The 19610-nt window shown below is 60.9% G+C and carries 16 protein-coding genes and 1 pseudogene; 8 read left to right on the top strand and 9 right to left on the bottom strand.

The features are described from left to right. The first annotated feature begins 147 nt into the window (after positions 1-147). Complete coding sequence (gene sbcB, locus ASG55_RS14975) at positions 148-1578, top strand: exodeoxyribonuclease I (protein WP_056787869.1); 1431 nt, start codon at positions 148-150, stop codon at positions 1576-1578. A gap of 98 nt (positions 1579-1676) precedes the next feature. On the opposite strand, the gene mvaT is transcribed toward sbcB, so the two are convergent. Then, on the bottom strand, positions 1677-2054 hold the full coding sequence (mvaT, locus tag ASG55_RS14980) for a histone-like nucleoid-structuring protein MvaT (protein ID WP_016773476.1): 378 nt from the start codon (positions 2052-2054) through the stop codon (positions 1677-1679). A 337-nt stretch (positions 2055-2391) separates the two neighbouring features. On the opposite strand from mvaT, the gene purU reads away from it, so the two are divergent. Then, positions 2392-3240 (top strand): formyltetrahydrofolate deformylase, encoded by an 849-nt coding sequence (gene purU / locus ASG55_RS14985; RefSeq protein WP_041479808.1) that lies wholly within the window; start codon positions 2392-2394, stop codon positions 3238-3240. Positions 3241-3321: 81 nt separating this feature from the next. Continuing rightward, entirely contained in the window at positions 3322-3498 is a 177-nt protein-coding gene (locus tag ASG55_RS26995; protein WP_016773478.1) for a hypothetical protein, read from the top strand. On the opposite strand, the gene ASG55_RS14990 is transcribed toward ASG55_RS26995, so the two are convergent. From ASG55_RS14990 to ASG55_RS27680, 5 genes and pseudogenes are all read right to left on the bottom strand, one after another. Next, the gene (locus ASG55_RS14990; RefSeq protein WP_056787870.1) at positions 3482-4480 is read right to left on the bottom strand and encodes a lysylphosphatidylglycerol synthase transmembrane domain-containing protein; all 999 of its coding nucleotides are present in this window, start codon (positions 4478-4480) and stop codon (positions 3482-3484) included. The genes ASG55_RS26995 and ASG55_RS14990 overlap by 17 nt on opposite strands. Continuing rightward, positions 4477-5247: a DUF2334 domain-containing protein gene (locus ASG55_RS14995; RefSeq protein WP_056787874.1), complete on the bottom strand. Its 771-nt coding sequence runs from the start codon at positions 5245-5247 to the stop codon at positions 4477-4479. The genes ASG55_RS14990 and ASG55_RS14995 overlap by 4 nt, the downstream gene beginning before the upstream one ends. Beyond that, positions 5240-6331: a glycosyltransferase family 4 protein gene (locus ASG55_RS15000; RefSeq protein WP_177342726.1), complete on the bottom strand. Its 1092-nt coding sequence runs from the start codon at positions 6329-6331 to the stop codon at positions 5240-5242. Before ASG55_RS15000 ends, ASG55_RS14995 begins: the two co-directional genes overlap by 8 nt. Before the next feature lie 216 nt (positions 6332-6547). Then, positions 6548-7312: a methyl-accepting chemotaxis protein gene (locus ASG55_RS27675; RefSeq protein WP_425375757.1), complete on the bottom strand. Its 765-nt coding sequence runs from the start codon at positions 7310-7312 to the stop codon at positions 6548-6550. Between the two features lie 93 nt (positions 7313-7405). Next, positions 7406-8437, bottom strand: a pseudogene (locus tag ASG55_RS27680) (HAMP domain-containing protein); the annotation flags it as partial. A 186-nt stretch (positions 8438-8623) separates the two neighbouring features. On the opposite strand from ASG55_RS27680, the gene ASG55_RS15010 reads away from it, so the two are divergent. Then, positions 8624-10111, top strand: a complete 1488-nt coding sequence (locus tag ASG55_RS15010; protein ID WP_056788618.1) for a helicase HerA-like domain-containing protein — start codon at positions 8624-8626, stop codon at positions 10109-10111. A gap of 132 nt (positions 10112-10243) precedes the next feature. Here ASG55_RS15010 and ASG55_RS15015 read toward each other — a convergent pair whose 3' ends face one another. Further along, complete coding sequence (locus tag ASG55_RS15015; protein ID WP_056787879.1) at positions 10244-10699, bottom strand: DUF721 domain-containing protein; 456 nt, start codon at positions 10697-10699, stop codon at positions 10244-10246. A gap of 309 nt (positions 10700-11008) precedes the next feature. Between ASG55_RS15015 and secA the strand changes: the two genes are divergently transcribed. The 4 genes from secA (at position 11009) to ASG55_RS15035 (ending at position 16847) form a co-directional block, all read left to right on the top strand. Continuing rightward, on the top strand, positions 11009-13750 hold the full coding sequence (secA, locus tag ASG55_RS15020) for a preprotein translocase subunit SecA (protein WP_038861039.1): 2742 nt from the start codon (positions 11009-11011) through the stop codon (positions 13748-13750). A gap of 122 nt (positions 13751-13872) precedes the next feature. Next, entirely contained in the window at positions 13873-15090 is a 1218-nt protein-coding gene (gene argJ / locus ASG55_RS15025; protein ID WP_056787882.1) for a bifunctional glutamate N-acetyltransferase/amino-acid acetyltransferase ArgJ, read from the top strand. Positions 15091-15270: 180 nt separating this feature from the next. Continuing rightward, positions 15271-15903, top strand: a complete 633-nt coding sequence (locus ASG55_RS15030) for a glutathione S-transferase family protein (RefSeq protein ID WP_056787884.1) — start codon at positions 15271-15273, stop codon at positions 15901-15903. Then, positions 15900-16847, top strand: a complete 948-nt coding sequence (locus tag ASG55_RS15035) for a Nudix family hydrolase (RefSeq protein ID WP_056787887.1) — start codon at positions 15900-15902, stop codon at positions 16845-16847. Before ASG55_RS15030 ends, ASG55_RS15035 begins: the two co-directional genes overlap by 4 nt. 113 nt (positions 16848-16960) lie before the next feature. Here ASG55_RS15035 and ASG55_RS15040 read toward each other — a convergent pair whose 3' ends face one another. Together ASG55_RS15040 and ASG55_RS15045 are read right to left on the bottom strand one after the other, a co-directional pair. After that, positions 16961-17545, bottom strand: a complete 585-nt coding sequence (locus tag ASG55_RS15040) for a cob(I)yrinic acid a,c-diamide adenosyltransferase (protein ID WP_056787890.1) — start codon at positions 17543-17545, stop codon at positions 16961-16963. A gap of 3 nt (positions 17546-17548) precedes the next feature. After that, positions 17549-19585, bottom strand: coding sequence for a sensor histidine kinase (locus ASG55_RS15045; RefSeq protein WP_056787893.1), 2037 nt, complete (start codon positions 19583-19585; stop codon positions 17549-17551). Positions 19586-19610: the final 25 nt, after the last annotated feature.

The raw sequence follows: 19610 nt of genomic DNA on the forward strand, positions 1-19610 counted from the left end.
AAAGCCTTCGCGAGCAGGCTCGCTCCCACAAGGGCAATGCATTCCAGTTGTAGGAATCTGGAGAAATTGCTGTTCGAGGGCGACCAGGCTGGCCGTGGCAACCCTGAAACGCCTAGACTTCGCCGATCTTCTGTTCAGGATTCGCCCGTGACTTCAATCTTCTGGTACGACTACGAAACCACTGGCATCAATCCGCGCAACGACCGACCGCTGCAGGTGGCCGGGATTCGCACCGACCATGCGCTCAACGAAATCGACGAGCCGGTCAATCTCTATTGCCAGCCCAGCGAGGACATCCTGCCGCACCCGGCGGCGTGCGCGATCACCGGCATCACCCCGGGCCAGCTCGCTGAAAAAGGCCTGAGCGAAGCCGACTTCATGACTCGCGTACATGCGCAACTGGCCGCACCGGGGACCTGTGGCGCCGGTTACAACACCTTGCGTTTCGACGACGAGATGACCCGCTACAGCCTGTATCGCAATTTCTTCGACCCCTATGCCCGTGAATGGCAGGGCGGCAACAGTCGCTGGGATCTGATTGATGTGGTGCGCGCCGCTTACGCATTGCGCCCCGATGGTCTGGTCTGGCCGACCGATGATGAAGGCCGCGTGACCCTCAAGCTCGAACGTCTCACGGCGGCCAACAATATCGATCACGGCCATGCCCACGAGGCGCTGTCGGATGTGCGCGCCACCATCGCACTGGCGCGGCTGATTCGCGAGAAACAACCCAAGCTCTACGAGTGGCTGTTCCAGTTGCGCAGCAAACAGAAGGTGATGGATCAGATCCGCCTGTTGCAGCCACTGGTGCATGTGTCCGGGCGTTTCTCGGCGGCGCGCAGTTATGTCGGCGTGGTGTTGCCGCTGGCCTGGCACCCGAAGAATCGCAACGCCTTGATCGTCTGTGATCTGCATCTTGATCCGCAGGGGTTGCTGGACCTCGATGCGCAAGCCTTGCGTCAGCGTCTTTATACCCGTCGCGATGAGTTGGTCGAAGGTGAGTTACCGGTACCGCTCAAGCTGATTCATATCAATCGTTGCCCGGTAGTGGCGCCGCTGGCGGTATTGCGCGCACAAGACCAGCAGCGCCTTGGGCTGGACATGGCGCTTTATCATGAGCGGGCAGTGCGACTAACTGACGCACAACAAGTCTGGAAAGATAAAGTCGCGGCGATTTATGCCAGCGAAGACTTCGTTCCCAGCGAAGATCCCGAGCAGCAGTTGTACGATGGATTTATCGGTGATCGTGATCGTCGTTTATGCGAACAAGTTCGAACGGCGGATCCTGCGCAGTTGGCGCAAGAGCAGTGGCCTTTCGATGATGAACGTTTGCCTGAATTACTTTTTCGATATCGAGCACGCAACTTTCCGGACACCCTGGATGTGGCCGAGCAAGAGCGCTGGAAATTATTTTGTCAGCAACGCCTGACGCAACCTGAGGCCGGTGCGCCGAATACCGTGCAGTCATTTATCGAGGCGGCAGAGCAATGGTCGCTTAGTGCGTCACCGATGCAGCGAGAGGTGCTCAATGACTGGCAGAATTATGTCCAGGCATTACGCAAACGTTTGAATCTGTGAAATCGAACATGCCCGGACAATAAATTACGGGCATAAAAAAACGCCAGCGCTAGCTGGCGTTCTTTTGTTCGCGGATCGCTCTGCGAAGGCGTTGCGGCTTAGCCCAGCAGGGTCGCCCAGCCTTCAACCACGTCGCCGCCCCACTTGGCTTTCCACTCTTTCAGAGTCTTGTGGTTGCCACCTTTGGTTTCGATGACTTCACCGTTGTGCGGGTTTTTGTATTGCTTAACTTTGCGTGCACGCTTGGTGCCGGTAGTTTTCACTGCGCCGCCGCGTGGAGCCTTGGATTTGGCTTCTGGATCCAGCAGCGCGATGATGTCACGCAGGGACTTGGAGTATTCACCCATCAGCGTGCGCAGTTTGCCTTCGAATTCCAGTTCGGCTTGCAGTTTGTCGTCTTCGGACAGGTTCTTCAGACGGGCTTGCAGCTCTTTGATGGCTTCTTCGGTGGCGCGATATTCGTTGATCAAGGACATGAGTACTACCTTTTTTAGAATGCTGAATGACAGGGGACAGTGCCGCAATAATAGTCAGGCTGTTTCATCAAGTAAACATTTAGATCGGCTTTTTATTTAAATGAGTTACAGGAATTAGCCGCGCTTTGAATGTTCCGTTAAATAATGTGATGCAGTCAGCACAGATATTTACAGTTGTCTGACAAAAGCCCCGCTAAAGCGTCACTGTCTTGACGTAAGACCTGCGCCAGAAAGCCGTTTGACCATGCTTTGTCCCACCCGGCGCGTATGCGTACTGCAGTTTTCCTGCGCAGTCGCTAGAATGGCGGCCTTTGTGAAGTTCTGGAGTTTCCCCCTCATGCGCACTTTTCGGCTGGTGATCTCTTGCCCGGACCGCGTTGGCATCGTTGCCAAAGTCAGTAATTTTCTGGCCTCTCATAATGGCTGGATCACCGAAGCGAGCCACCACTCTGACAATCAAGTGGGCTGGTTCTTCATGCGTCACGAAATCCGTGCCGATTCCCTGCCGTTCGGTATTGAAGAGTTGCGCGAGAAGTTCGCGCCGATCGCCGAAGAGTTCTCGATGGACTGGCGCATCACCGACACCGAGCAGAAAAAACGCGTGGTGCTGATGGCCAGCCGCGAATCCCACTGCCTGGCCGACCTGCTGCACCGCTGGCACAGCGATGAACTGGATTGCGAAATCGCCTGCGTGATCTCCAACCATGACGACCTGCGCAGCATGGTCGAGTGGCACGGCATCCCTTACTACCACGTGCCGGTCAATCCGCAGGACAAGCAGCCAGCATTCGACGAAGTATCGAGGCTGGTCAAACAGCACGACGCCGAAGTGGTGGTGCTGGCGCGCTACATGCAGATCCTGCCGCCGGACATGTGCCGCGAATACGCGCACAAAGTCATCAACATTCACCACAGCTTCCTGCCATCGTTCGTCGGCGCCAAGCCGTATCATCAGGCGTCGCTGCGTGGTGTGAAGCTGATCGGCGCGACCTGCCACTATGTCACTGAAGAGCTGGACGCCGGCCCGATCATCGAGCAGGACGTGGTGCGTGTCAGCCACAGCGACAGCATCGAAGACATGGTGCGTTTCGGCCGTGACGTCGAGAAGATGGTGCTGGCCCGTGGTCTGCGTTATCACCTGGAAGACCGCGTGCTGGTGCACGGCAACAAGACAGTTGTGTTCTGATCGAGCACGACACGCTTGAAAAACCAGGGGCCTGGGCGTTGAATCGCTCAGGCCCTTGTCATTTGAGCCCGAGGAAAAGTCATGAGCGATCCGCTGGACAAAGCCACTTCCAAAGCCCCCGCCACTCTTGGTGAAGGTTGCCTCAGCCGCTACGATCCGGATGACATGAGCCCGGACGACGGCACCGAATTCCCCGGTGCCGCCGAGCTTTGGGAGCAGCTCCAACAAGAGCAGGACGAACCTAAGAAGCCTGCCTGACGTTCATCAACTTCTTCAGCAACGGCTTGCCCAGCATCAACACGAACACCGGGCCGCCAACCAGCAGATAGAAGTAATACGTCACCACGCGCCAGATCAGGATCGCCGCCGCTGCGGTGGATTTGCCCACCATCGGCGCGAGCAGCGCAGCCGAGGTCAGCTCTGCCGCCCCTGCGCCGCCGGGTAACAGGCTGAATTGGCCGGCGCCCAGCGAAAGCATCTGCACCAGAAAACTCCACGCCCACTGCAAATCCGCGCCGAGCCCGCGCAGGGCCAGATACAGCACGCTGTAGCGCAGCAGCCAGTGCAAGCAGGTCAGGGCGAACACCTGAACCAGCGTCTGCCAGGGCAACTTCAAGGTATCGGTAAACGCTGCGAGAAAGTGCAGCAACTTGCGCGCCCAGCGTCGACGAGTGCGTGCCGTCACGTTCATTCCTGCCAACAGCCGCCCGCTCAGGCGAATCAACGCTCGGTGATAACGCGCGATCAACACGCAACTGAACAACCCCCCAAACAACGAAACGGCGCTGACGGTCAGCAGCCACTCGAGGCGATCGCTCAGGTGCTGGAACAGCGCATAGATCAGAATCCCGCTGAGTGCGCAGAGAAAGAACAGCAGATCGCTGAGCTGATCCATGGCAAACACTGCGCTGCCTCGCGCCGGACGCACGCCGCAACGGGCGAGCAGAGCCATGATCGTCAGCGGCCCGCCGCTGCCGCCGGGCGTGGCGCAATACGCGAACTCGGCCGCCATCACCACGCCGAGGCTTTTCAAGGGCGCGACTTTTTCTCGCTGGTCGCCGAGCAACAAACGCAAGCGCAGCGTATTGATGCCCCAGCAGAGCAGAATCATGCCGAACATGATCAACAGCCAGTGCAGCGGAAAACTGCGCAGGCGCGACCACGTCTCGCCGCCGCCGAGCAGTACCGGAATCAGCACCGCCGCCAGCAGGCCGATCAGCAACAACAGGCTGCGCTTCATGCTGCGCGTTCCAGCTGACCGCGCTGTCGGGCCAGCCAGTCGATCTTGGTCAGCGGCACGCGTCCCTCCGCCAGCAGGCGTTGCAGCGTGTGCAACCAGTAATCGCGAGAAAAGCGGTGACGCATGTCCACCGGATGCAGGCCCAGACGAATCACCGATGCCTCGCGCCAGCGCTGTTCACGCTGGTCGCTGACGATTTTCGACAAGCCACGACGCCAGGCACTGCGCGCACTCCACACCAGCCCCGGTGCATCTATGGCGCTGAAGTCGGGCAAGCGATAAAGATGCTGCGGATCGCTGGTGTAACTGAGCGGTAATTCGCGCAAGGCCTGGCGGGTGCCGTCGCTCATCAGCCAGGCCGGGGCGACGAAACCCTGCACCGGCCAGTCGAAGCGCTGAAACATGTCCAGACCTGCGTGCAGGCGGGCAAGGGCAGCTTCGCGGGACAGGCGGTAAAACTCGCCTTCGTGGGTGTAGACCCGGCGCATGAACCAGTCGCGCGGGGTGTTTGGCATGGGTTCCTGATCGTCGTGGTAGTAGCCGTGCAGCGCCAGTTCATCGCCTCGGGTGACCCTGGCATCGAGCACTCGGCGAAACGCCGGGTTGGCGTCAAGGGCATCGTGGCGATGGAAATCCGGCACCACCAGCCACGTCATCGGCACATCACCCAAGGCATCGACAGCCTCGACGAAGGGCTGGTAATCCGCCCACGTCGAGGGCGCCACATCATGCAACACCAGGCAAACAGCTTTCATTTCTTCAACCATTGGCCACCCGTGGCAGCGTATGGCCGAGCACGGCGTGATAGTGGCTGAGCAGGCTGTCGACCACGGTGTCCCAGGCATAATGCCGTTCGACGTGCTGGCGCGCCTGTTGACCGAGGCGGGCGCAGCCGCGACTGAACAGCTCGCGCACGGCATTGGCCATGGCCTGCGGATTGTTCGGTGCACAGAGCAGGCCGCAGGACTCGTTGACGATCTCTTCAAACGCCCCGGCCGCCACCGCCACCACGGGAATGCCGCAGGCCATGGCCTCAAGGATGACCAGGCCGAAGGTTTCCTGGTCGCCGGCATGCAGCAGCGCATCGGCGCTGGCCATCAGCCGCGCGACTTTCGGCGCCGGGCAGAATTCGTCGATAACGCTGACGTTGTCCGGCACCGCCGCAGGCATCGACGAGCCGACCAACAACAAGTGATAGCGCGGACCGAGGCGTTGCATGCACTTGAGCAGCACCGGCAGGTTTTTCTCCTTGGAACCGCGCCCGGCAAAGATCAGCAGGCGCGTGTCTTCGGCAATGCCCAGCTCGGCCCGCAGGCCAGGGTCGCGGACGTCGGGATGGAAAGTGTGCAGATCCACGCCCAGCGGTTGCACATGGACATTGCGTACACCAAGCCCGATGAGCTTGTCGGCCATGACCTGGCTCGGCGCGAGAACGCGGTCGAAATTGCCGTAGAGACGGGTGACATAAGCTTCGACATTCGGTGTGACCCAATGGCCCATGCGATTGCCCGCCAGCAGCGGTAGATCCGAGTGATAAAAGCCGATCACCGGAACGTCCAGCTGCCGCCGCGCATCCAGCGCCGCCCATGCGGTGAGGTAGGGATCGCCGACTTCGATCAGATCCGGCTGCAGATCCTGCAGGACGTTTCGCCATGGCGCCAGCCGCAGCGGGAAGCGATAGCCTTTGCCAAAGGGCAGGGCGGGCGCTGGAACCGTATAAATGCCGTCATGTTCACCCAGTCGCGCGCCGGGGATCAGCAGGCTGTGGCGAATGGCGTTGCGCTCGCCAAGGCGACGGTGTTTGGCATCCAGATAAGTCCGCACGCCACCGCTGGCCGGGGCGTAGAACATGGTGATGTCGGCGATATGCACGGTGAGCAACCCTCCGCTGTGTTGTTCTCCCTTGATTGACCTTTATCCAGAATAGATGTTCGGTCGGGATTGCGCGGTGGGGTGTCACTCGGGTTTTGTTGAAAGGTAGATATTCGCGAGCAGGCTCGCTCCCACAATGGAATGCATTTTCCCTGTGGGAGCGAGCCTGCTCGCGAAGCGGCCAGTCGTCGCAGCTTAAATCCTGAAGCTGCCAACCAACTGCTTGAGACGCGAAGCCTGCTGCTCCAGATCCGAACAAGCGCGCAACGTCGCTTGCAGGTTCTCCACGCCTTCCTGGTTCAGCGTGTTGATCTCGGTGATATCGACATTGATCGACTCGACCACCGCGGTTTGTTCTTCGGTCGCGGTCGCCACCGACTGGTTCATCCCGTCGATCTCGCCAATGCGCAGGGTCACGCTGTTCAGGCGTTCGCCGGCGAGGTTGGCGATCTCGACGCTGTCCTGGCTGTGGCGCTGGCTGTCGCTCATGGTGCTCACCGATTCTCGAGCGCCGACTTGCAGCTCCTCGATCATGGTCTGCACCTGTTGGGCCGATTCCTGAGTGCGGTGCGCGAGGTTGCGCACTTCGTCGGCCACCACGGCAAAACCACGACCGGCCTCACCGGCGCGCGCCGCTTCGATCGCCGCGTTCAGCGCCAACAGGTTGGTCTGCTGGGAAATGCTAGTGATCACTTCGAGAATCTGGCCGATGTTGACGGTCTTGCTGTTCAGCGACTCGATGTTGGTGCTCGACGCGCTGAGCATGCTCGACAGCTGGTTCATCGCTTTGATGCTGCGCTCCACCACTTGCTGGCCATCTTCGGCCAGACCCCGGGCGTCGCTGGCCTGATTCGACGCTTGCGCGGCGTTGCGGGCGATTTCCTGGGCGGCGGCGCCGAGCTGATTGATCGCGGCGGCAACACTGCTGGTGCGCGAAGCTTGCTGGTCGGAGTTGTACATCGACGAGTTCGACGCAGCGACCACGCGCAGGGCGACCTCGTTGACCTGGCCGGTGGCCGAGGACACTTCGCGGATCGAACCGTGAATACGCTCGACGAAGCGGTTGAATGCGGTGCCGAGGATGCCGAATTCATCGTTATTGACGATGTTCAGGCGTTTGGTCAGGTCGCCTTCGCCGTCGGCGATGTCTTCCATGGCGCGGGTCATCACGTGCAGCGGCTGGATCAGCAGGCGGATGAGCATGCCGAGCAGGGCAATGATGATTACCACGGCAATGATGGTTGCGATTACCGCTGAGGTGCGGAATTCGCTGAGCATCGCGTAGGCCTGGTCTTTATCGATCGACAGACCGATGTACCAGTTCACCGACGGCAGGCCCTTGATCGGGGCGAAGGTGACGATGCGGGTTTTGCCGTCGACGCTCACTTCGCTGAAATCGCTGCTGATGCGCGGCGTGTCTTGTGGGTAGGCTTCTTTGAGCGACTTCATTACCAGGGCCTTGTCCGGGTGGACGAGGATCTTGCCGTCAGCGCTGATCAGAAACGCATAGCCCATGCCGTCGAAATCCCGCGCGGCGAGGGTGTCGATCAGCGATTGCAGGCTGAGGTCGCCGCCGACCACGCCGACGCTCTGCCCGGCCTTTTTCGACGCGGTGGCGATGGAAATGATCAACTGGCCGGTGGCCGCATCGATGTAGGGTTCGGTCAGGGTCGACGTGCTGCTGCTTTCGGCACCTTTATACCAAGGGCGCACGCGGGGATCGAAACCGTCCGGCATCTTCACGTCCGGGCGGATGGTGAAATGCCCGGTGGCATCGCCCAGGTAGGTGGCCATGAACGTCGAGGTCAGGCTTTTCTGTTCCAGCAGGCTGGCGACCGTGGCAGGTTCCGGGTTGATGGCGATGTTCTGCGCGGCGTTCTCGATCAGCAGAATGCGCCCGCTGAGCCAGGTCTGGATGTTGCCGGCGGTGACCTCGCCCATTTCATTGAGGTAGTTGTTCAGATCATCGCGGATCGCATTGCGCTGCAGCCAGTCGTTGTACAACGTGAACGAGGCAAAAGCGGCAATGACGATGAGAGCGGCGGCAAGCAAAATCTTATGGCTGAAGCGCAGGTTTTTGTTCATGGCTTGGGGTTCCGCTAAGGTCTTAATGTCCTGGGCGTGCTTTGATAGAGACGCGCACTATGGGCAAGGTTGAAAAATTGATATTTCCGGCTCTCCTTAGGGAAATGTCCGACCCGGTTTTCTGGCGGGTCTGTCCAATTTATGTATCGGCCATGTGTCATCAAAGATTAACCATTGGGTGAGAAAATGCCTGACTCCTCGCAACTCGTTATCGGCGCTGATCCGGCCGCGCAACCCATCGCTCAGGCCATGCGCCTGGCCAACCGCCACGGCCTGATCGCCGGCGCCACCGGCACCGGTAAAACCGTGACGTTGCAGCGCCTGGCCGAAGCCTTCAGCGACGCCGGTGTGGCAGTGTTCGCTGCCGACATCAAGGGCGACCTGTGCGGCCTCGGTGCTGCCGGCAACCCGCAGGGCAAAGTTGCCGAGCGCATCGCCGGCATGCCTTGGCTTGGTCACACGCCGCAGGCTTATCCCGTCACGCTGTGGGATATCCACGGTGAATCCGGTCATCCGCTGCGCACCACGCTGAGCGAAATGGGTCCGCTACTGATCGGCAGCCTGCTCGAGCTGACCGACAGTCAGCAGTCGGCGCTTTACGCGGCCTTCAAGGTGGCGGATCGCGAAGGGCTGTTGCTGCTGGATCTCAAGGATCTGAAAGCGCTGCTCAATCACCTCAAGGACAATCCACAGTTGCTCGGCGAAGACGCCGCGCTGATGACCACCGGTTCCAGCCAGGCGCTGCTGCGCCGGTTGGCGACGCTGGAGCAGCAGGGCGCCGAAGCCCTGTTCGGCGAGCCGGCGCTGCAACTCGAAGACATTCTGCAACCGGGCGCCGATGGCCGTGGACGTATCCATCTGCTCGATGCCAGTCGGCTGGTGCACGAGGCGCCGAAGGTTTACGCAACGTTCCTGCTGTGGCTGCTGGCCGAGTTGTTCGAGCAACTGCCCGAGCGCGGCGACGCCGACAAGCCGCTGCTGGCGCTGTTTTTCGACGAGGCGCACTTGCTGTTCGGCGACACGCCCAAAGCTCTGCAAGAACGGCTCGAGCAAGTGGTGCGTTTGATTCGTTCCAAAGGCGTTGGCGTGTATTTCGTCACCCAGTCGCCGGCGGATCTGCCGGATGACGTGCTGGCGCAGTTGGGCTTGCGTATTCAACACGGTCTGCGTGCGTTCACCGCCAAAGAGCAGAAATCCCTGCGTGCGGTTGCGGATGGCTTTCGGCCGAATCCGGCGTTCGACAGTCTGTCGGTGCTGACTGAGTTAGGTATTGGTGAGGCGCTGGTCGGCACGCTGACCGAGAAGGGCACGCCGGAAATGGTCCAGCGCGTGCTGGTGGCACCGCCGCAATCGCGGATCGGCCCGCTGACTGAAACCGAGCGCACCGTGCTGATCGCCGGCTCGCCGTTCAAGGGCCGTTATGACAAGCCGATCGATCGCGAGTCGGCCTATGAAGTCCTGATGGGACGCAAAGGGCTGGCGCCCGAGGCTGAAACACCAGCGGGCAAAGCTGCGGCCGAAGAGCCGAGCCTAGCTGACCGCGCTGGCGAATTCCTCGGCACGGCGGCAGGGCAGGCGCTGAAATCAGCGATGCGCCAGGCGGCCAATAACCTTGGCAAGCAGTTGGTGCGCGGGTTGATGGGTTCTTTATTGGGTGGCAGCAAGCGCCGCTGATCTCAGGCGAATCGAAGATCAAAACTGTGGGAGCGAGCCTGCTCGCGAAAGCGCTGTGTCATTCAACATCAATGTCGTCTGACACGGCCTCTTCGCGAGCAGGCTCGCTCCCACACGGAATGGTGTGCGCGGTCAGGTCTTGCTTTTGGCATGCGCCGCCAGCCGCTCCAGCGCCGCGCGCAATCCCGGATCGCTGATCCCGTCGGCCGTCGACTGAATCGTCTCTGCCGCACTGCTGGACAGATCCATCGAGTGCCCAACTGCCCGATGCTGCACGATCGGCGGGCGCACGCTGAATTTGATCCGCGTCAGGTTGGCGAACTCTTCGAACAGTTGCAGTTGCCGTTGCAGGCGTTTCTGCTGATAGCGCAGGCGCGTCGCCCAATGGCCGTCAGTGACCACCAGCGACAGCTCGCCTTCGCGCCACTTGGCCACGCGGCAATGCTCGCGGGCGGCCGGTTGCAGCTGGCTTTCGAGCAGACGCTGCAAATGCTCCAGGCGCTGGGCATGGCCGAGGATGGCTTTGAGCGGTTTGGCTTCACGTAACAGAGCGGCGGGTGCTCTGGCCGTGAGAGGGCGAAACGCCATGATCGAACACCTGAAAGTCACAGAGGCGCCATGGTAGCAGAAAGCTGCGGAACCTCTGGCCCATTGCTTTTGTCCCTGATTTGCTCATTAAATCAACGCCTGACTTCTTTCCCTCGACGGGTTGAAGTTGAGCAAAACGCCCCTATTTTAAGTGAGCCCCGTCAAAGCGCAGTGCCAGCATCGTGGAACATCGCCACTTTCCTCACCACCGTTTCCGGGTAGAATGCTCGTTCGCATGCGGCCATGAGGGCTGCACGGGCGACTCACGGGGCCGCCCTCCATCCCTTTAGTGTGGAAGATCCTGCCGATATGTTTGCGCCTTTGTTAAAGAAACTTTTTGGAAGCAAGAACGAGCGTGAAGTCAAACGCATGCTCAAGACGGTGCAGCTCGTCAATGCCTTCGAAGAGCAAATGGTGGCCCTTTCGGACGATCAATTGCGCGCCAAGACCGCCGAGTTCAAGGCCCGTATCGCCAAAGGGGAGACCCTCGACAAGCTGTTGCCGGAAGCCTTCGCCGTCGCCCGCGAGGCCGGCAAGCGTGTGATGGGCATGCGCCACTTCGACGTGCAACTCGTCGGCGGCATGACCTTGCACGAAGGCAAGATCGCCGAAATGCGCACCGGTGAGGGCAAGACCCTCGTGGCCACCCTGGGTGTTTACCTCAACGCACTGTCCGGCAAGGGCGTGCACGTTGTGACCGTGAACGACTACCTGGCCCGCCGTGATGCCAACTGGATGCGCCCGCTGTATGAATTCCTCGGCCTGACCGTCGGCGTCGTGACGCCGTTCCAGCCGCCGGAAGAAAAGCGTGCCGCCTACGCCGCCGACATCACCTACGGCACCAACAACGAATTCGGTTTCGACTACCTGCGCGACAACATGGCGTTCAGCATGGATGAAAAATTCCAGCGCGAACTCAACTTTGCCGTGATCGACGAAGTCGACTCCATCCTCATCGACGAAGCGCGTACTCCGCTGATCATTTCCGGTCAGGCCGAGGACAGCTCCAAGCTGTACATGGAGATCAACAAACTGATCCCGCAGCTGGAACTGCACGTCGAGGAAGTCGAAGGCCAGGTCACCAAGGCCGGCCACTACACCGTTGACGAAAAGACCCGTCAGGTCGAACTCAACGAAGCCGGTCACCAGTTCATCGAAGAAATGCTCACCCGCGTCGGCCTGCTGGCCGAAGGCGAGAGCCTGTACTCGGCGCACAACCTTGGCCTGCTGACCCACGTCTACGCCGGTCTGCGTGCGCACAAGCTGTTCAATCGCAACATTGAATACATCGTGCAGGACGGTCAGGTCGTACTGGTCGACGAACACACCGGTCGTACCATGCCGGGTCGTCGTTTGTCCGAAGGCCTGCACCAGGCTATCGAAGCCAAGGAAGGTCTGAACATCCAGGCCGAGAGCCAGACCCTGGCCTCGACCACCTTCCAGAACTACTTCCGTCTGTACACCAAGCTGTCCGGCATGACCGGTACCGCCGACACCGAAGCGTTCGAATTCCACCAGATCTATGGTCTGGAAGTCATGGTCATTCCGCCGAACAAACCGTTGGCGCGTAAAGACTACAACGACCTGGTGTTCCTCACCGCCGAAGAGAAATACGCGGCGATCGTCGCGGACATCAAGGAAAGCATGGCCGCCGGTCGTCCGGTGCTGGTGGGTACCGCGACCATCGAGACGTCCGAGCACATGTCCGAATTGCTCGTCAAAGAAGGCATCGAACACAAGGTTCTCAACGCCAAGTTCCACGAAAAAGAAGCTGAGATCATCGCTCAGGCCGGTCGTCCGGGTGCGCTGACCATCGCCACCAACATGGCCGGTCGTGGTACCGACATCCTGTTGGGCGGCAACTGGGAAGTGGAAGTCGCTTCGCTGGAGAACCCGACTCCTGAGCAGATCGCGCAGATCAAGGCCGACTGGCAGAAGCGTCACCAGCAAGTGCTGGAGTCCGGCGGCTTGCAGGTAATTGCTTCCGAGCGTCACGAATCGCGCCGTATCGACAACCAGCTGCGTGGCCGTGCCGGCCGTCAGGGCGATGCCGGTTCGAGCCGCTTCTACCTGTCGCTGGAAGACAGCCTGATGCGCATCTTCGCCTCTGACCGGGTGAAGAACTTCATGAAAGCCCTGGGCATGCAGCCGGGCGAAGCGATCGAGCACCGTATGGTGACCAACGCGATCGAGAAGGCGCAGCGCAAGGTTGAAGGCCGCAACTTCGACATCCGTAAGCAACTGCTCGAGTTCGACGACGTCAACAACGAACAGCGTAAAGTGATCTATCACATGCGTAACACGTTGCTGGCCGCTGACAACATCGGTGAGACCATCGCCGACTTCCGTCAGGACGTGCTCAACGCTACCGTCAGTGCCCACATTCCGCCGCAATCGCTGCCAGAGCAGTGGGACGTGGCCGGTCTGGAAGCGTCGATCGAAAGCGATTTCGGCGTGAAACTGCCGATCCAGCAATGGCTCGACGAAGACGATCACCTGTACGAAGAAACCCTGCGCGAGAAGCTCATGACCGAGCTGATGGCGGCGTACAACGAGAAAGAAGACCAGGCCGGTGCCGAGGCGCTGCGCTCGTTCGAGAAGCAGATCGTCCTGCGCGTACTCGACGACCTGTGGAAAGATCATCTGTCGACCATGGATCACCTGCGTCACGGCATTCACTTGCGTGGCTATGCGCAGAAGAACCCGAAGCAGGAATACAAGCGCGAATCCTTCACACTGTTCTCCGAGCTCCTCGATTCGATCAAGCGCGACTCGATCCGCGTGCTCTCGCATGTTCAGGTTCGTCGCGAAGATCCGGAAGCCGAAGAGCAACGTCTGCGTCAGGAGGCCGAAGCACTGGCGGCGCGCATGCAGTTCGAGCACGCCGAAGCGCCTGGCCTGGATCAGCCGGAAGCGCTGGGTGAAGAGGTCGATGTGGCACTGGCCACCGCCGCTGCCCCGGTGCGCAACGAGCAGAAGCTGGGCCGCAACGAACTGTGCTACTGCGGTTCGGGCAAGAAATACAAGCATTGCCACGGGCAGATCCAGTAAAACCCGTTTCAATCGCTGAACACCCCGCGCCGCGACCGGCTCCTGCCGTCGCGGCGTTTTGCCATTTATCCCACCGTCCTTTCCCGTGGCGGTGCTGACATCATTGAGTAAGGAGCGCATTCATGGCTGTTGGTCTTGGTCCTTTGCCAACGTTGCACCCGGTTGCCGGTTTTGAACTCGGTATCGCCTCGGCCGGCATCAAGCGCCCGGGGCGCAAGGATGTAGTGGTGATGCGCTGTGCTGAAGGTTCGACCGTGGCTGGCGTGTTCACCCTGAACGCGTTCTGCGCCGCGCCGGTGATCCTGGCGAAAAAGCGCGTGCACAATGCCGTGCGTTACTTGCTGACCAACACGGGCAATGCCAACGCCGGCACCGGCGAACCGGGCCTGGCCGCCGCCGAGCGCACCACCGCTAAACTGGCTGAGCTGACCGGCGTCGATGCCAGCCAGATTCTGCCGTACTCCACTGGCGTGATCGGCGAGCCGCTGCCGGTCGAGAAGATCGAAGGCGCACTGCAAGCCGCGCTGGATGATCTGTCGGAGAACAACTGGGAAGCCGCGGCCACCGGGATCATGACCACCGACACCCTGCCCAAGGGCGCCAGCCGCCAGTTCGAGCATGACGGCGTGACCATCACTGTCACCGGCATCAGCAAAGGCGCCGGCATGATTCGCCCGAACATGGCGACCATGCTGGGTTACATCGCCACCGACGCCAAAGTCTCCCGCGAGGTGCTGCACAACCTGATGCTCGACGGCGCCAACAAGTCGTTCAACCGCATCACCATCGACGGCGACACCTCGACCAACGACTGCTGCATGTTGATCGCTACAGGTAAGGCCGCGCTGCCCGAGATCACCCACGCTGAAGGCGAGCTGTTCGCCAAGCTGAAACAAGCCGTGTTCGAAGTGTGCATGGACGTCGCCCAGGCCATCGTGCGTGACGGCGAAGGCGCGACCAAATTCGTTACCGTTGAAGTGAATGGCGGCGGCAACCATCAGGAATGCCTGGACGTCGGTTACACCGTGGCCCACTCGCCGCTGATCAAGACCGCGCTGTTCGCCTCTGACCCGAACTGGGGCCGTATCCTCGCTGCCGTGGGCCGTGCCGGCGTGCCGGATCTGGACGTGAGCAAGATCGACGTGTTCCTCGGCGACGTGTGCATCGCCAGCCGTGGCGCCCGCGCCGCGACCTACACTGAAGCCCAGGGCTCGGCAGTGATGCAGCTGGAAGAAATCACCATCCGCATCGAACTGGGCCGCGGTGATTGCAGCGAAACCATCTGGACCACCGACCTGTCGCATGAGTACGTGAAGATCAACGCTGAATACCGTACTTGATTCAAGGTGTGGGAGTGGGCTGCCGGCCTCTTCGCGGGCAAGCCCGCTCCCACAGTGATTGCGGTCGTTCACAAATGCCGTGTACACCACCAAAACCTGTGGGAGCGGGCTTGCCCGCGATGACGGACGACCAGACGCCAGACATTCTGGATTGTTTCCCTGACGAAAAGGCGCCACACCATGTCCCTGCACCTGATCATCGGCGACAAACTGCTTTCCTCCTGGTCCCTGCGTGCGGCACTGGCGCTGGACCTGACCGGCGCACCCTACAGCGAAGAGCTGATCAAGCTCGGCAAACCCGACACCCGCGAGCGCCTGCTCAAGCACTCGCCGACCGGCAAGGTGCCGCTGCTGCATACCACCCGTGGCACCATCGCCGATTCGCTGGCCATTGCTGAGTACCTCGCTGAGCAGTTTCCGTCCGAGCAACTCTGGCCGAGCGATACCTTTGCCCGCGCGCAGGCCCGCTCGGCCTGCGCACAAATGCACAGCGGCTTCTTCGCCATGCGTAACCACATGCCGTTCAACCTGAGCCAAGACGCACCGCTGAATCCTGTGCCGCCAGAAGTGAAGGTCGATATCGAACGCATGCTCGCGCTGTGGGCCGAATGCCGCGCGGCAGCGACGGAAGAGGGGCCGTACCTGTTCGGTCGTGTCAGCCTTGCCGATGCCTTTTTTGCGCCGATCGCCGTGCGCTTGCGCACCTATCAGGTGAAGCTGCCGGCGGTCGACGAAGCCTATGTTGAAACCATCTACCAATGGCCCGCCTTCAAAGCGTGGCAAAAGGCTGGACTGGAGGAATTGAACCCGTGAAACGCGTCCACGTCGCCGCTGCCGTCATTCGTGACGGCGCCGGCAAAATCCTTATCGCCCGCCGTGCCGACACTCAACACCAGGGCGGCTTGTGGGAATTTCCCGGTGGCAAGGTCGAGGCTGACGAATCGGTCGAGTCGGCACTGGCTCGCGAGCTGCACGAAGAGCTGGGCATCGTCGTTGATGCTGCGCGGCCGCTGATCAAGGTTCGCCACGATTACCCGGACAAACAGGTCTTGCTGGATGTCTGGGAAGTCTCGGCGTTCAGTGGCGAACCCCACGGCGCTGAAGGCCAGCCACTGGCCTGGGTCACTGCCAGGGAATTGATCAACTACGAGTTCCCGGCGGCCAATCAGCCGATCGTCGCGGCGGCGCGCTTGCCTGCCGAATACTTGATCACTCCCGAAGATCTGGAAGGCCCGGCCTTGTTGCGCGGCATCCAGAAAGCGATTGCCGGCGGAATCAAATTGATCCAGCTGCGCGCACCCAACGGCTACGACCCGAAATACCGTGATCTGGCGGTCGACGCGGTGGGCCTGTGCGCCGGCAAGGCGCAGTTGATGATCAAAGGGCCGTTCGAATGGCTGGGCGATTTCCCGTCTGCCGGATGGCACATCACCGCTGCCCAACTGCGTAAATACGCAGCGGCAGGACGTCCGTTGCCGGCTGAGCGCTGGCTCGCGGCGTCCTGCCATGACGCCGAAGAACTGGCGCTGGCCGAGCAGATGGGCGTTGATTTCGTCACTCTGTCGCCGGTGCAGCCGACGTTGACGCACCCGGATGCGCAGCCGTTGGGGTGGGAGCAGGCACAGGCGTTGATTGACGGTTTCAGTAAACCGGTGTTTCTGCTCGGTGGAGTAGGGCCGGCGGAGCGCGAGAAGGCTTGGGGTACTGGGGCTCAGGGTGTCGCGGGGATTCGGGCGTTCTGGCCTGATCCAGTGTAAGGGCTACCGACCTCTTCGCGAGCAGGCTCGCTCCCACAGTGGATTGCATTTCTCCAGTCAGAATGCAGTCAAATGTGGGAGCGAGCCTGCTCGCGAAGGCGCCCTGACAGGCGCTACTTTCCTTCAGGTTTCGCCGCCGGCTGCCACAAAATCTCCGCCACCCCCTGCCGCCGCGCAATCAACCGCGCCACAACAAACAGCAAATCCGACAACCGATTGATATACGCCAGGCCAACCCCGGCCAACGGCTCCAGCGCATTCAAATGCTGACAGCGCCGCTCGGCACTGCGCGCCAGACTGCGGCAGACATGTGCCTGCGCAATCAACATCGAACCACCCGGCAAGATGAAGTTTTCCAGCGGCCCCAGCTCTTCATTCCACACATCGATGGCCGCTTCCAGTCGCTCGATTTCGGCCTCGTTCAACGCCTGATATTCAGGCATCGCCAGTTCGCCACCGAGGTCGAACAGGCGATGCTGACAAGGCGCCAACACTTCGATGATTTCATTCAGCGCCGGATGCACTTCGCGCTCGGCGAGCAAACCGGCGAGCAACACGCCGACCTGACTGTTCAGCGTATCGACCTCGCCGATCGCCTCGATGCGCGGGTGATCCTTGGGGACGCGACGGCCGTCACCGAGGCCGGTTTCGCCTTTGTCGCCGGTGCGGGTGTAGATCTTCGACAAGCGAAAGCCCATGGGTTACCTCGGTAGTGAATTGGTTTCGGTGGTCAACGGCGCAGGCTGCACCAGCGGCAGACGCAGAGTGAAGCAAGTGCCCTGGCCGGGCGCCGACTGCACTTCCATCTGGCCTTTGTGATTGTTGGTGATGATGAAGTACGACACCGACAGGCCAAGGCCGGTGCCCTGGCCGATTTCCTTGGTGGTAAAGAACGGCTCGAAAGTGCGCTTGCGCACGTTCTCGCTCATGCCGATGCCGTTGTCCTCGACCTGAATCTCGGCCCACGGCGGATTGAGCCTGGTGCGCAAAATGATCCGGCCCGGCTCGCTGTCGTCTTCGCGCTGATGAATCGCCTGCGCGGCATTTTTCAGCAGATTGAGCAGCACCTGTTCCAGTTCGTTGGCGGTGCCCGGCACCGGACCCAGTGCCGGGTCGAACTGGCGGATGATCGCCTGGCCCTTGAAGTCGAAGCCGATGGCCAGATCGAAATCGTTGCCGGCGATCTCAACGGCCTGATCGATCAGCGCCGGTAGATCGCACGGCGCCATTTGCCGGGTGCTGCGGCGGCTGAAGCTGAGCATGTGCGTGACGATTTTCGCTGCGCGGGCGCCGGCCTGTTGAATGCCGTCGAGCAGTTGCGGGACTTCGCGGCCTTGCAGGTAGCGGTTCACAGTGTCCAGTTCGATGCCCATTTGTTCGGCAGTCTCGATGTTCTTCGGCAGATCCGCCGACAGACGCCGGCGAATGTTCTGCACGTTGTGCAGGATCGCGCCGAGCGGGTTGTTGATTTCATGGGCCATGCCGGCCGCGAGGCCACCGACCGAGAGCATCTTCTCCGACTGCACCATCATTTCTTCCAGCGACAGACGCTGAGTGATGTCATCGATACGGATCACCACGCCGCGCCCGGCACCGCCCATCAGCGGATAAAACGTCAGCGCATAATGCTTGGGTTCATCGTCCTTGAACCAGGTTACCCGGTCGACTTTGGCCACGGTGTGCTGTTCGACGGTGGCCTTGAGCTGCGGCAAAAACGGCTTGAGCGGTTCGAAGGCGAGGAAGATCGGCTGGTTCAAAGCCTCATCCAGGCGTGTACCGGAGAGCGCGCTGGCCTCTTGATTCCATTGAGTGACGTAGAGCTGCTCGTCGAGGGCGATCAGCGCCGAGGGCATCGAGTCGATGATGCTGTTGAGGTAATTCTGGAAGCCGGTGAGCTTCTTCTCGATCTTGCTGCGCACCTGGACTTCGAGTTCCAGTTTGCGGTTGGTGTGGCGGGTTTCCTCGGCCAGCCCCTGCGCCTGATCGTAGGCGGCCTGCGAGTCGTCGCGGGCGCGTTTCAATTGCTGCTCGCGGGCTTCGATGCGCGAAAGCATGGTGTTGAACGCCTCGGCCAGACTGCCGATTTCGTCGTGGTTGCCGCGCGCGGCGCGCAGGGCGTAGTTCTCTTCGCGGGTGACCTGCCGGGACAATTCCTCCAGCTGATGAATCGGCCGGGTAATCAGGCGCTTGATCTGCCGGGCGATGACCAGCCACAGCAAGACGCTGAAGATCAGGATGCCGAGGCTGGCGGTCAGGGTGCCGGTGTAGAACGCCATCGGCAGTTCGCTGCTGGCCACCAGCAACAGATGCCCAGGTGCGGCGCCGGGGCGGGGCAGGGTGATCAGTTGATTGCTGCGAAACTCGGTGAGTTGCCAGGCTTCGACATGGCGGTAGCGCTCGGGGAGGCTGAGTTTTTCGCCGCGCTGCACTTGCGCCAGGCGTTCACCCTTGCCGTCATACAGGGCGGCGGCGCGCAGCGGTGAATAACTGTCGAGTTCCTTGAGCAGGCGCTCGGCGCTGCGCGGCGACTCCAGCGCATCGCTGACCAGACTCGGATTGGCGATCAGCCGGCCGATGGTCTGCAGGGCTTGTGGCGCCATGCTTTCCTGAGAAATGTAGTAGGCGGCGCTGATAAAGGTCAGGTTGGCGACGAGCAGAACCGTGGTCAACAACACCAGCAGGGCGGCCAGCAGTTTCTGGCCGACCGGCAGGTTTTCAAGGCGCTGGCGCAATGGCATCAGGTTTATCGCAGCAGGGGAACAA

The sequence above is a fragment of the Pseudomonas sp. Leaf434 genome, assembly GCF_001425545.1.
In the GTDB taxonomy this organism is placed as follows: domain Bacteria; phylum Pseudomonadota; class Gammaproteobacteria; order Pseudomonadales; family Pseudomonadaceae; genus Aquipseudomonas; species Aquipseudomonas siliginis.